A 13,737-nucleotide genomic window follows, 5' to 3' on the forward strand; every position below is an offset into this window, starting at 1 on the left:
AACTGAGAATGAATAAGTGGGTTTTTGCGCTTGTTGGCGCTGTCACGAAGATCATGAACTGGATGCGCAAGGATGCACCAGTTGCATGGTTATTTCTTGCACCGAGCGCGGTCGGATTCGCACTGTTCTACCTGATTCCGTTTGTTATGGGAGTGTTCTATTCCTTTGCGGACAGCTCGTTAGATCGCCATTTTACGGGATGGGACAATTACCGCGAATTGTTTGCCAGCGGCTCCTTCCGTAAGGCGGCATTCAATACGCTTTATTTCAGCGCGGTGAGTGTTCCGCTTAATCTCGTACTATCGTTAGGTCTGGCATGGATGCTGAATTCGAACCTATATCTGCGAAAATGGTTGCGGACCGCCTATGTTCTGCCGCTTGTCGTTCCCGTCGCCTCGATTGTGTTCATCTGGCAGATGCTGTTTGATTGGAACGGATCTGTGAACGCATGGATGAGTGGCTTCGGAATGCACCGCGTGGACTGGATGAAGACCGAGGCAGCCCGGTACGTCATCATTGTTGTGTATTTATGGAAGAACATCGGCTATAACGTCATTTTATTTTTGGCAGGGTTGCAGCTAATACCGAAGGATTACTATGAAACCGCCCAAATGGAAGGAGCGGGGCGTTTGCGACAGTTCCGCAGCATAACCCTTGTCTATCTCACACCGACGATGTTCTTTGTTGTCATCCTGTCGATCATGAACTCGTTCTAAGTATTTCGGGAAACGTATTTGATCGCGGGTGATTATCCGCATGACAGTATCTACATGATGCAGCATTATATGAACAACATGTTCACGTCATTGGATATTCAGAAGCTGACTGCCGCCGCGACGATCATGGCCAGTTGTATTCTTCTGATCGTCATGGGATTGTTTGCGCTTGAACGCCGATATCGGCAGTTCATGGAATAGAGGTGGAGTCATTGAACATTGTTTTTAGGTATTGCAAAAAAATCGGACTTACGGTCCTCATGGTCACAGTTGCGGTTCTATTCTTATTTCCGATTGTAATTACGTTCATCAATTCGTTCATGACAGCACAGGAGATCGCAATAAATTATGGGCCCATCGGGCAGATGAATGAACCGGCATCAAGGGATAAAAATGCTTTTGCGAATCTAAAATTGCTGCCGGACCAAGTAACCATGGAGCAGTATGGGAAAGTCCTGATAGGCAGCCCGAGATATCTGAAGATGTTCTGGAATTCGGTATTTTTAGTGGTACCGATCATTGCAGGACAAATCCTGGTAGCGGCGCTTGCCGCTTATGCATTCTCCAAACTGAGGTTCCCCGGTCGGGACCAGTGGTTTCTTGTCTATGTCATAACGATGCTCATGCCGTTTCAGGTGACACTCGTACCGAACTACATTATGGCGGACAAGTTGGGATTGTTGCATAGTGCCAGTGCCATTATATGGCCCGGCATTTTCTCAGCTTTCGGTGTATTTATGCTGCGGCAATTCATGCTGCATATTCCGTATGCCTACATCGAAGCGGCGAAGATTGACGGAGCAGGCCATTTGCGGATTTTCTTCACCATCATCGTCCCCATGGTGAAATCGGGTTTGGCCTCGCTTGTTGTTCTCTTATTTGTCGATTATTGGAACATGGTGGAGCAGCCTCTCATTTTTTTGGACGATCCATTCAGACAGCCGCTATCCGTGTATTTATCGAGAATCAATGATGAACCGGGGATTGCCTTCGCCGCGTCCGTGCTCTACATGACTCCGATGGTGCTGTTATTTTTGTATGCGGAAACTTATTTCATTAAAGGTGTTCAATTGTCCGGCATCAAGGGCTGATTTAAATGAGAAAGTGATTAGGAGGAGAACGAGCGGATATGGAGTTCGTAAACAGGCAGGATGATCGAAATCGCAAACGAATGATTCAAATCGTGTCCATGATCTTTATGGGAGTGCTCGTATTCCTTACGTTTTTCAGCAACACACTCCAATCCTTGACTTTGCCGAAAGTGAGAACGGAGGCGCTGGCAAACGGGAGTCTTATGTTTACGGTCGAGGGCAGTGGCATGTTGCAGCCGATCACCGAAGAGCGTTTAACGAATCCCGCCGGCTGGAGCGTTCGAAAGATTGTGGTCAATGAAGGAGACCTCGTGAAAAAGGGACAAAGGCTTATTGAGTACGACAGCAAAGCCGCCCAACGAGAATTGGATAATGAAATCGTCAACTTGAAGAAGATGAATATAGAGCTGGAAAATCTACATGATCAGTTCATTCAATCGACATGGGAAGAGGATGAGCTTGGCATTCGCAGCACAGAACGGGCAATTGAATCGCTTAAGCTTGATCTGGAAATGCAGGAACGAAAAATCAACCAGATGAGAGACGATTTGAGAAGCGGACAAGAACTGACCGCACCGTTCGACGGCATCGTAACACAATTGAATGCCATCGAAGGAATGGCATCATCGGGAGAAGCGGATGTTGTGATCACTAATAACAGTCAGGGCTATAGGTTGGATATTCCCGCCGACTCCGCGCTGTTGAATCAATTGGGAATCATGGTCGGAGCGAAGGCAGAGGTTGAAATACACACCGTTCAGGAACAACAGCGCCGCATCATCGAGGGTACGATTACCGAGATGAAGGACGCTGAGCCGAGAATAGAGAGCACATCCGAGTTCGGAGAAGTAGCGGACTTGACCCGAACGGTTCCTCGGACGCTGCTTCGGATCAAGGTCATCGATCCTGAACTGAAAGGGGGTGAGCAAGCATGGATCAACATCGAGAAACGCTCCCGCCTGGAAGGACTGGTCGTTTCGGGCGAGGCCATTCATCGGGATCGTGACGGGCTGTTTATATATACAATCGACGAGCAGAGAGGTCCATTGGGAAATGAGTTTGTTGCCCGCAAAGTGCATGTTCAGTCTACTGAAAGGAATGACAATCTAACGGTGATTCAATCCGATCGTCTCTATGAGGGCGATCTTGTGATACTGGAAAGCAGTGAGCCTTTGCAGGATGGAAACCGAGTTCGCCTGCAATAAGGCAGTAACGATCCGAAAATGACAGGAGGAATTCATTCGATGAAGAAGCGGCTATATATAATCACTACCATAATGTTAATTGTGCTGATGACAGCATGCAGTTCCGGAGGCGGCGAACAAGCGGAAAGCCCGGAGCGCCCCGTGAATCAGGAGGGAAAGACCGTCGTTACTTTATCTGTGCAGCAGGCCAGCCCCCTATACGAGACAGCAGAAAAAAAGTTCGAGGAGAAGTATCCGGACATCGATTTGCAAATTAAGGTTATAGAAGATTATGAGCAATACCAGAAGACAACAAGTACAGAAATACTATCGGGCAAGGGTCCGGATATTTTTGAAACAAACGGTTTGCCTGTTAAAGATTATGTGAATAAGAACCTTCTCCTGAATATGGATGGTTTCATAGAGCAGGACAAAACGCTAAACAAAAGCGAGTGGCAAATAAACATTATGGATGCCATTAAGTCAGATGATGGTCTGTACGCCATGCCTTTCGGATTTAGACTGCGAGCGTTTGTAGGTGATGGAGATATTCTTGAGATGACAAGTATCGACGATAAGCATTGGACTTGGAAGGAGTTTGAGGAGATATCGAAGGAGCTGGGGGCGAACGGTGCAGAACGTCGGTATGCCATGGCGAATGAAGCGCCTGATTTCCGCATGCAAGAATTGATGGTGGACAGGTATGCCGAGTTTGTGGATACCGAAGGGAAAACGGCCATATTCGACTCACCGTTATTCCTGGATGCGATGAAACAAATTAAAGAGATGTATGATCATAAGGTCATGACTTCCGAATCGGCGGATGTAGGCAAGCAAATGTTCTATTCGACGGTTTTGGGATCACCAGCAGACTTTATCAATGATCTGCATGCATACTTCCCCAATCCGAGGTTACTGCAAAAACCGGAACAAACCGGCGGAACAAGAATTGTTCTCTCATCCCAGTTCGCCATTCAAGCCAATTCGCAAGTGAAGGAAGAGGCCTGGAAGTTTATTTCATTCATGCTATCCGAAGAAGGGCAGTCTCTTCAAGAACGGCAAGGGTTTTCACTGCTGAAATCCGTGAACGAGAAACAGCTTAATGACATTCAAGAACAAGTGAAAAGCGGAACGTATAAGACACCCGACGGGAAAACACCTAAAGTATCGGATGATGAATTTGTAAGGTTCAAGGAGTTCATTGATGCAGCGGATAATTACTCGGAAGCGGATGGTCGGGTGATTTCTATCGTAGGAGAAGAATCGATGGCCTATTTTAGCGGAAACAAAACGGCTGAAGAAGTAGCAAAGCTGATCCAGAACAAAGTGACAATTTATTTAAACGAGTAAAAAGCCGTTTGATTGTTTCGTAGATAATCGCGTGCTTGTGAACGACAACTAGCTTGCTGATGATTCAGCAGGCTAGTTGTCGTTACTCGTTCAGTTGCTCCAGGGCGGTAACGTCACAGGGCTAATTAAATGCTTGGTCTGGGGTCCAAAGCCATCCCCGCCTTAGGTCTAGGATCAAAAACCGTCCCCGGTCCGTTTTGATTCAATGCGGATTTACCTAAAATAGAGTCATAAGGTGAAACACGATAATGAATTCGGAAGGTGGTGAACATATGAGGCAAACGAAAGGGAACGGGCTGAGCATACTTTTGATAGGAATTGGAGTGTTGATTCTTCTCGGCGTATTCGGTCCGCTGCTTGGATGGCTGTTCAGTCTTCTGGTACCGGTGATGATGATCGCACTCGGGTATTACGGCATCCGCCGCGGCAACAATTTTATTGGATGGATCATCCTGATCATCGGTGTGATCTGGCTGATGGGTAAACTTTCCTGGGTGATCGGCCCGATATTCGGTATACTTTTGATCCTCTACGGAATTTCGAGATTGAGAAACGGAAGAACGCGTTACTGAACGCATGACATAACGACAGCCTCCAGCTGCGAAAGCGCGGAGTAATTTGTAAGAAGAGGAGGGCCAATCCAATATGAGCGTTTTTCGCCGTATTCGAGACATAACGGTAGCAACATTGAACGAAAAGCTAGAGCAGAGTCAGGACCCGGTTCGCTTGATCGACCAGTTCCTGCACACGACAAGAGAAGACATTACCGAAGCCGAAAAGCTGGTTCGCCAGTGCGAGACACATGCCCGTCAGCTGAAGCAGCAGGTGGATCAAGCGGAGACGATGAAGTACAAGCGGGAGGAGCAAGCGCTGCTTGCACTGAAGGCGGGCGAGGAGCACCTGGCTAAGCTGGCGCTGCAAGAGAAGCTCATCTATGAAGAGAAAATCGAGCAGTATCAGGGCCTCCTGGACGCAAGCCTGGAATCCTTGAGAGAGATTGAGGAGCAGCTCGGCGAGCTTCGGATGGAGTACCAGACGGTGTACAGCAAACGTCAATATTATGTAGCCCGGATGGAGACGCTTCGACTCCAGCAGAAGATGAACGAACGTACTGGAGCGTATGGTGGCGGGCACGATGTGCCGAAGATGTTCAATCGGCTGGAGGACCGCATTACCGATTGGGAGCTTGAAGCCAAGAGCCTGCGGGATGTGCGCCGGATGGGATCGGAATATTTGGATCAGGCAGCTCACTCTGTCTCCTCGACGCTTGAGAAGGAGCTTGCCCGGTTGAAGCAAAAGCTGGATAACAGCGGAAAGGAGTAAGCATGAGCAGATTGTACCGTTCCACCCGAGATAAAATGTTCACCGGGTTGATCGGCGGGCTGTCCGATTACTTCGGTGTAGAATCAACACTACTACGTTTCATATTCGTCATCAGTATCTTCTTCACAGGCGGTACAACGTTACTGATCTACCTGATTGCATCGCTGGTCGTTCCGAAGGAACCGTACTACCGCGACCCATATGGTGGTCCCGGCGGTTATGATGGCGGGTACCGCTATAATGACGGGTCGCGCGGCGACCGCTACAGAGACTATCGTGACAGTTATGATCGCGACCGTCCTCGGGGCAACCGCGGCGGATACGGTCCGAGATATGATCGTCCTGAACGTGATGCCCGCTACGATGACAGTTACGACGCGAGAGGCGGCAGAGCCCAGTCGGATGACTCCGATCTGGACGCTATGATGAAAGATATCGAGAAGAAGGCTTTGCAGAAGGAAATTGAGGAACTTAAGAAAAAACTTTCGAACTATGAGAAGGGAGATAAATAACAATGGGAGTATTTAAAAGAATTAAAGACATGACGAAGGCGTCTGTAAATGATCTGCTGGATAAAGTAGAAGATCCGATTGTAATGCTGAATCAGTATCTGCGCGACATGGAGGCAGAGATTCACGAGGCTGAGGTTACGGTTGCGAAGCAAATGGCGAATGAGCGCCGGATGAAGCATCGTGTGGACGAAGCGGTAAAAATGGCAGGGCAGCGCGAAGCCCAGGCTGAGCTGGCACTGAAGAACGGTCAGGAGGAAGTGGCGCGCAAGCTGCTGGAAGAGAAAATATACTTCGATCAAAAAGTAACCGAGTATGTGGAGCTGCACATGCAGGCCGAAAGCCAAGCCAAAGAGCTGGTGGACCAGCTGCATCAAATGAAGGATGAGTTCTATAAAATGCGCAACAAGCGCAATGAGCTTGTCGCTCGTGCCCAAATGGCCAAAGCGAAGAAGCAGATGTCCCAGATCAGCAGTCTGCACACAATCGAAAGCGGCAGCGCTTCGATGGGCTTCCACCGTATGGAAGAGAAGATTATGGAGATGGAAGCCGAGGCGGATGTGCTTCGGGCTCCGTACCGCCCAACAGGCGCTTCCTCCTACACTAGCCCTGTAGATGCTGAAAAGCAGCTGAAAGTTGAAGAACAGCTTCAGGCACTGAAGAACAAAATGAATGACAGCTCCAAACCGGAGTAAGCATTATTTCACCCTTACAAGTGCCGATCTTATTCGAAAATCTAGATTCATGTGATATGCTATAGCAATGGGATATGCTAAGGATGTTCCAAGCAAAGCCATACGGTGGGCCCAAGGCCCGCTTTATGGCTTTTGCAAGCTTATCATCATGATCCTTGAGGAGGTGCGACATGGATAGAAACCGCTGGATTGCCGTTGGATTAATCTTCCTGGGCTTCATCATGCTGTTTGGCCAATGGTTTGGTTTCTTTACGATTGTCGCCCTTTTATTAATCTTTGCTGGCGTGCTGCAAATTCGGGACGGTCAGGTGAAGAAGGGATATATTCTGCTTGCGGTCGGGGCCATTATGGTGATGCTTGAGCACCTGATGCTTATCATTGGGATCGGTCTTGTATCGCTCGGGATATTTTATCGGAAGTCCCGCAAGGCGCATACGACGGATGGTTATATTCAGAAACAGAACTTCATGTCCAATTTTGATTGGGACCGGGCCCCGTGGGTGATGCGGAGCCATAGCATATGGCATGTGCTCGGCGAAGCCGACGTTGATCTGACGCTTGCCTTGCCCGAGGAGCGGCACACCGTCATGATGTTCTACGGGATGCTTGGCGATATTGATCTTGTCATCCCAGACTATTATGGCGTGGAGATCGAGGGTTTTATTTTGTTCGGTTCGATTGATTTTGACGGACGGAAGGAAACGGGTCTGATGAACCGGGTACGCTGGAAGTCGCCTAATTATGAAGCGTCCGAATATAAAGTGAAATTTATGGTGTCGTACCTGGGCGGAGATTTGACCATTCGCCAGGTATAGAATGAAGGCGCGCCATAGCGGAGAGAATCAGGAGGGTTGCCCGGTGAAATCGGATAAAAAAGCAAATATGGTTACCCGAAGCATGCGAGAAGGAACCCTTCTGGGTCTTGGCGTTATGCTGGTGGTGCTGTATTTGCTCTATACATATGGATATCTTCAGCCGTTTGAATCGTGGGGAAGACGGATCGAAGCGGTGATTACGCTGGTGCTGCTGCCGCTCGGGCTGGGAGCGGTGTACGGTTTTTTTCAAGGCTATCGGGTGAAGCAAAGACTCGACCTCGTGAGAGAAACTCTGGTAAGCTGGGAGAAGGGGAGTCTGACCGATGTCATGCCTGATATTGGGGAAGACGAGGTCGGCCGCCTCGGGGAGCAGCTGGTCCGGATCAGCAAGCGATGGGAGGATCAGGTGTCTACGCTGCAGCGGCTGTCCACGAACAATGCGCAGCTTGCCGAGCAGGCGCGGATTTCGGCTATCGTGGAAGAGCGTCAGCGGCTGGCGCGCGAGCTCCATGATGCGGTGTCTCAACAGCTGTTTGCGATTTCGATGACCGCAACGGCTGTTGGACGGACGCTGGAGAAGGATTTTGACAAAGCCCAGAGACAGGTGGCATTGATTGAGGAGATGGCCGCTGTGGCCCAGTCGGAGATGCGAGCGCTGCTGCTTCATCTGCGTCCCGTGTACCTGGAAGGCAAGGCGCTTGAACAAGGGCTGCGGGAGCTGATCAAGGAGCTGCGGATCAAGGTGCCGATGGAGATTACATTTGAGATGGATGAAGGCATTCAGCTGGTCAAAGGGATCGAGAACCATCTGTTCCGGATAGTCCAGGAGGCGATGTCCAACACGCTTCGGCATGCCAAAGCGGAGAAGATGGACATTCGCATCCACCGCAAGAACAATACGGTTCGTGTCATGCTGCGGGATGACGGAGTCGGGTTCGAAATGGATGAGAAGAAGCAAACGTCCTACGGCCTTTCAACGATGCAGGAAAGGGTGGCGGAGCTGGGAGGCTCGATGCAGATCATCACGGCGCCTGGCAAAGGGACACGAATTGAAATTACAGTACCACTAATGAACGAAGAACGTAAACGGGGTGAAACAAATGGAAGTGGAGACACCGATTAAGGTCCTCCTTGTGGATGATCATGAGATGGTTCGCATCGGATTGGCTGCCGTGCTCGGAACAGAGGACGGGATTGAGGTTGTCGGGGAAGCGGGCAGCGGCGAAGAAGGCATCCGTCTGGCCAAGGAATATAACCCGGATGTGGTGCTGATGGACCTGGTGATGGACGGCATGGACGGGATCGAGACGACCCGGCAGCTGATGAAGCTGTTTCCGGAGCTGAAGGTGATTGTGCTGACGAGTTATCTGGATGATGAGAAGATGTACCCGGTCATTGAAGCAGGAGCTTTCAGTTATCTGCTGAAAACATCCCGGGCTTCCGAGGTGGCCGATGCGATACGGGCTGCGGCTCGCGGGCAATCGGTGCTGGAATCGCAGGTGGCTTCGAAGATGATGAATCGTTTCCGTCATCCGAAGACAGAGTCGGCTGCGCATCATGATCTTACCGAACGGGAGATGGAAGTGCTGCGTCTGCTGGCGCAAGGAAAATCGAATCAGGATATTGCCGATGAGCTGGTGATTGGCATCAAGACGGTCAAATTTCATGTGACCAATATATTAGGCAAGCTGGGTGTGGAGGATCGGACACAGGCAGCGATTTATGCCTACAAGAACGGACTGGCAGAGTAATAAGGCCGGTTCTTTTTTATGTAGAAGAAGAGTTAGGCTTGTTTTATTTTGGACGGGGGAAGGTATAAAGCGAATGTCCTTTGGCTAACCTTTTACTAGATTGATAGATTGTAAGAGGGGCGGGGCCAAGCATGAGACAATTCGGAATGAAGTTGTGGAGTCTGGCAATGATTATATCTTTGTTAAGCGGTATCGTCGTCGTTCTGTCGGGATGTGGCGTTATATCGGGTTCGGAGGCCGGGCAGCGCTTGGAACGCGACAAGGCTGACGCGGCTGATCAGCTGCGCATGCTTATCGACCTTGGCGCTCGGCAGATGGAAGCAGGCGGGACGATCACTGTCAAATTGCAAGGAGAACTGATAAATCATGCATCATTCGTACAAGCTAGGGAAGCGGCCCAGCAGCTCGCTTCGGCCATCGGATTGACCGAGGTCCGGGAAGACCAGCTTCATGGCAATGACGTGTATCATGCGGAAGGGGTTATCGGCGGGATCCAGACTGCTCTGAACTGGGCAGTAACGCCGGATGGCAACAGCTATGTGAGGGTGATGCTGACTGAGGAACGGCCGGATAAAGTGGAATGGTTGACCGCGCTGCAGCAGCAAGTACAGACGGAGATGGCGGCGCTTGGCATCAAGGCTGACTGGAATGCATCGATGCAGGGGTATGCCGGGCAGACTGCGGCGGTTCATGAGACAATCGCTCAGGTTGAACGCGAGCTGTCTCCGATGCTTCATTTTCAGCAGGTAGAGAATTATGAAGATGTAACGACAATAAGCCGGTCCTATAACGTTCCCGACCTCCCGCTTCATGTCATGAGCGGACGGCAGCCGATCCAGATGCAGATTGCGGTCCATGAAGATTCCATAAATAAATGGAATAGAATCACGATCGGATTTCCCGTCATTACCGTTGAGTATTGAAAGTGTATTTCTGAAACAACAATGAAAAATCGGGCTGGCAATAGCATCCTTGAAATGAATATGCTAAAATGTCATCACATTGAGTTTGTGTTTACAATGGAGCATATACAATATTACATAGAAAGAATGAGGAGCCATGGCTGAAAATCAAAATCTAGAACCTTTGAAAGCACCGGGAACGGTATTTTTCATCTTTGGAGCAACCGGAGATTTGGCAAGACGCAAGCTGTTTCCGGCGATCTACAGTCTTTATCGCGAAGGCAAGCTGAGCGAAGATTTTGCGGTGATCGGCGTGGCAAGACGTTCACGGACGCAAGAGGAATTCCGGGAGGACGTGTATCAGTCCATTCAGGAGTTTTGCCGATATAAGCCGGAGCAAGCGCCGGAGTGGGGCGAATTTGCAGCGCATTTTGAATATAAATCATTGGATATTAACGACATCGACGGCTTCCGGGAACTGCGCGAGCAGACTGAGCAGCTGGAGACGAAGTTTAACATTCCGGGCAATCGCCTGTTCTATCTGGCGCTGGCACCGGAGCTGTTCGGCAGCGTATCGTTCAATCTGATGAAGGGCGGCATGCTCGAAGGCGCAGGCTGGAACCGGCTGGTGATCGAGAAGCCGTTCGGATACGATCTGGAATCGGCAGCGAAGCTGAACGAGGAAATCCGGAAGGTATTTAAGGAAGAGGAGATTTACCGGATCGACCACTATCTTGGCAAAGAGATGGTTCAGAACATCGAGGTCATCCGCTTCGCCAACGCCTTCTTCGAGCCGCTCTGGAACAACAAGCATATCGCCAATGTTCAGATTACGCTCGGTGAGACGGTCGGGGTTGAGGAGCGCGGCGGATACTATGATCATGCGGGGGCGCTGCGTGACATGGGGCAGAACCATATGCTGCAGCTGCTGACGATGATTGCGATGGAGCCGCCTAGCCGCCTGCTGGCCGAGGATATTCGCGACGAGAAGGTGAAGGTGCTTCGCTCCTTGCGTCCGTATGCCACAAGTGAGGAAGTGCGGAACAATGTTGTTCGCGGCCAGTATACGAAGGGATCGGCGGACGGCAAGGAGCTGCCTGCTTATCGTGAAGAAGACAAGGTTCATCCGGAATCGCTGACGGAAACCTATTTTGCAGCCCGGGTATTCGTGGACAATTTCCGCTGGGCCGGCGTTCCATTCTATATTCGTACAGGCAAGCGCCTTCCGGTGAAAACGACCGAGGTTGTCGTTGAGTTCAAACGGATGCCGACCAATGTCTACCTGGGTCAGAAGCATTCGCTGGAGCCGAACCTGCTCGTGATTCGCGTCAATCCGATGGAAGGCATCTACGTGAAGATCAATGCGAAGAAGCCAGGGTCGGAATCGGAGATTGCGCCGGTGGCGATGGATTTCTGCCAAAGCTGCATCGTTGGCATCAACTCGCCGGAGGCGTATGAGCGCCTGCTGCATGATGCTGCGCGCGGAGATTCCACTTATTTCACCCGCTGGGATGAAGTCGCTTCGGCTTGGGCTTTTGTCGACCGGATTGCGAATGCGTGGAAGGAAGAGCAAGGGGATCTGGAGATGTATCCGGCAGGATCGTGGGGGCCGGCGAAGGCCGACGAGCTGCTGCAGGAAGACGGATTCCACTGGTGGCCGGTTAACGGGCAAAAAGAAGATAACGTGGTGTGGCTGAAAGGGCAGTAAACATGTCCCGGGCAGGCCGCTGAAATCATCCTCATGCGTGTTACGTATGGGGATGATTTGCGTATGAATTGTGGTACAATGATATACGTGACTTTAGTGCGAAGGGATATGTGAAATGAGTAAAATAGATGAGCTCCAGCAGGAAGTGGATAAGCGCAGAACGTTTGCGATTATCTCTCACCCGGATGCGGGGAAAACGACGCTGACCGAGAAGCTGCTTCTGTTCGGCGGCGCGATCCGTCTGGCGGGCACGGTCAAGGCCCGGAAAGCAAGCAAGCATGCGACAAGTGACTGGATGGAAATCGAGAAGCAGCGGGGGATTTCCGTAACCTCCTCTGTCATGCAATTTGATTATATGGGACATCGGGTGAACATTCTGGATACCCCGGGTCACCAGGATTTTAGTGAAGACACCTACCGTACGTTAACTGCCGCAGACAGCGCGGTCATGCTTATCGATGTCGCCAAGGGCGTCGAGGCCCAGACGATCAAGCTGTTCCAGGTTTGCGCCAAGCGGGGCATTCCGATCTTTACATTCATCAACAAGCTGGACCGGGAGGGACAGAGTCCGTTTGACCTGATGGAGGAGATCGAGCAGGTGCTCGGCATCCGCTCGGTGCCGATGAACTGGCCGATCGGTTCAGGGCGGGATCTGTGCGGCGTCTATGACCGCATGAAGAATCAGGTGGAGCTGTTCCAGGGGGACGATCATTCCACGATTAAAGTGCAGAAGGTAGACGGCTACACCGATCCGGTGATCCGCGAGATGGCCGGCGAATATTTGCATGAGCAATTGTGCCAGGACCTGGAGCTGCTGGACGTGGCCGGTGATCCGTTTGATTATGACAAAGTGCTGCAAGGGCAGCTGACGCCCGTCTTCTTCGGCAGTGCGATCAACAACTTCGGCGTCCAGACGTTCCTGGAGAACTTCCTGCAGCTGGCACCTAAGCCGGAGCCGCGCAAGAGCACGGAAGGGCTGATCGAGCCGACCGACGAGAAATTCTCGGGGTATGTATTCAAAATTCAGGCCAATATGAACCCGGCCCACCGCGACCGGATCGCTTTCCTGCGCATCGTGTCCGGGAAGTTCGAACGCGGCATGAGCGTAAAGCATGTGCGGGCCGGCAAGGAGATCAAGCTGTCGCAGCCGCAGCAATTTTTGGCACAGGATAGGGATATTGTCCAGGAAGCCTATCCTGGCGATATTATCGGGCTGTTCGACCCGGGCATCTTCCGCATCGGAGATTCGCTCAGCCAAGGCCGTGAAGTGGTGTTTGACGAGCTTCCGACATTCTCGCCGGAGCTGTTCGCCAAAGTCACGGTGAAAAATGCGCTCAAGCATAAGCAGTATCAGAAGGGGATCGACCAGCTTACCGAGGAAGGGACGATTCAGGTGTTCCGCACCACAAGCTTTGACGAGACGATCCTCGGCGTGGTCGGCCAGCTCCAGTTCGAGGTGTTCGAATATCGGATGAAGGGCGAGTATGGGGTAGACGTTCAGCTGCAGCGGATGCCGTACCAGTTCGCCCGCTGGATCGTGGACGAGAATCTGGACCCGTCCAAATTCCGAATTAACTCCACCTTGGTGAAGGACAAGAAGGACAACTATGTCGTTCTGTTTGAAAATGAATATGCGATGAGAACGGCGATGGAGAAAAATCCGACCGCCCAGTTCCTTGAGATGGCTCCGTAA

13 protein-coding genes and 1 pseudogene are annotated in these 13,737 nt (G+C 50.9%); all 14 read left to right on the plus strand.

Annotated features, from left to right (window positions below; all coding sequences use genetic code 11):
- Window positions 1-8 precede the first annotated feature (8 nt).
- The 14 genes and pseudogenes from CHH67_RS07830 (at window position 9) to CHH67_RS07895 (ending at window position 13,737) form a co-directional block, all read left to right on the plus strand.
- A pseudogene (locus tag CHH67_RS07830) lies at window positions 9-917 on the plus strand (carbohydrate ABC transporter permease).
- 59 nt (window positions 918-976) lie between these two features.
- On the plus strand, window positions 977-1,807 hold the full coding sequence (locus tag CHH67_RS07835; protein WP_095264754.1) for a carbohydrate ABC transporter permease: 831 nt from the start codon (window positions 977-979) through the stop codon (window positions 1,805-1,807).
- A 38-nt stretch (window positions 1,808-1,845) separates the two neighbouring features.
- Window positions 1,846-3,012, plus strand: a complete 1,167-nt coding sequence (locus tag CHH67_RS07840; RefSeq protein ID WP_095264608.1) for an efflux RND transporter periplasmic adaptor subunit — start codon at window positions 1,846-1,848, stop codon at window positions 3,010-3,012.
- A gap of 39 nt (window positions 3,013-3,051) precedes the next feature.
- A complete protein-coding gene (locus CHH67_RS07845; RefSeq protein WP_095264609.1) occupies window positions 3,052-4,341 on the plus strand; it encodes an ABC transporter substrate-binding protein in 1,290 nt (429 codons plus the stop codon).
- A gap of 272 nt (window positions 4,342-4,613) precedes the next feature.
- The gene (locus tag CHH67_RS07850; protein ID WP_095264610.1) at window positions 4,614-4,913 is read left to right on the plus strand and encodes a LiaF transmembrane domain-containing protein; all 300 of its coding nucleotides are present in this window, start codon (window positions 4,614-4,616) and stop codon (window positions 4,911-4,913) included.
- A gap of 73 nt (window positions 4,914-4,986) precedes the next feature.
- Entirely contained in the window at window positions 4,987-5,664 is a 678-nt protein-coding gene (locus tag CHH67_RS07855) for a PspA/IM30 family protein (protein WP_095264611.1), read from the plus strand.
- Window positions 5,665-5,666: 2 nt separating this feature from the next.
- A complete protein-coding gene (locus tag CHH67_RS07860) occupies window positions 5,667-6,176 on the plus strand; it encodes a PspC domain-containing protein (RefSeq protein WP_095264612.1) in 510 nt (169 codons plus the stop codon).
- 2 nt (window positions 6,177-6,178) lie between these two features.
- Window positions 6,179-6,868 (plus strand): PspA/IM30 family protein, encoded by a 690-nt coding sequence (locus CHH67_RS07865; protein WP_095264613.1) that lies wholly within the window; start codon window positions 6,179-6,181, stop codon window positions 6,866-6,868.
- Window positions 6,869-7,038: 170 nt separating this feature from the next.
- The gene (gene liaF / locus CHH67_RS07870) at window positions 7,039-7,683 is read left to right on the plus strand and encodes a cell wall-active antibiotics response protein LiaF (RefSeq protein WP_095264614.1); all 645 of its coding nucleotides are present in this window, start codon (window positions 7,039-7,041) and stop codon (window positions 7,681-7,683) included.
- 43 nt (window positions 7,684-7,726) lie between these two features.
- Complete coding sequence (locus tag CHH67_RS07875; protein WP_095264615.1) at window positions 7,727-8,806, plus strand: sensor histidine kinase; 1,080 nt, start codon at window positions 7,727-7,729, stop codon at window positions 8,804-8,806.
- Entirely contained in the window at window positions 8,784-9,434 is a 651-nt protein-coding gene (locus CHH67_RS07880; protein ID WP_095264616.1) for a response regulator, read from the plus strand. The genes CHH67_RS07875 and CHH67_RS07880 overlap by 23 nt, the downstream gene beginning before the upstream one ends.
- Before the next feature lie 131 nt (window positions 9,435-9,565).
- Window positions 9,566-10,357 carry a YwmB family TATA-box binding protein gene (locus tag CHH67_RS07885; RefSeq protein ID WP_095264617.1) on the plus strand — a complete coding sequence of 264 codons (792 nt, stop codon included), beginning with the start codon at window positions 9,566-9,568 and terminating at the stop codon, window positions 10,355-10,357.
- 136 nt (window positions 10,358-10,493) lie between these two features.
- Complete coding sequence (zwf, locus tag CHH67_RS07890; protein WP_095264618.1) at window positions 10,494-12,044, plus strand: glucose-6-phosphate dehydrogenase; 1,551 nt, start codon at window positions 10,494-10,496, stop codon at window positions 12,042-12,044.
- Window positions 12,045-12,159: 115 nt separating this feature from the next.
- On the plus strand, window positions 12,160-13,737 hold the full coding sequence (locus CHH67_RS07895) for a peptide chain release factor 3 (protein WP_095264619.1): 1,578 nt from the start codon (window positions 12,160-12,162) through the stop codon (window positions 13,735-13,737).

The sequence above is a fragment of the Paenibacillus campinasensis genome, from assembly GCF_002272015.1.
Lineage (GTDB): Bacteria > Bacillota > Bacilli > Paenibacillales > Paenibacillaceae > Paenibacillus_AQ > Paenibacillus_AQ campinasensis.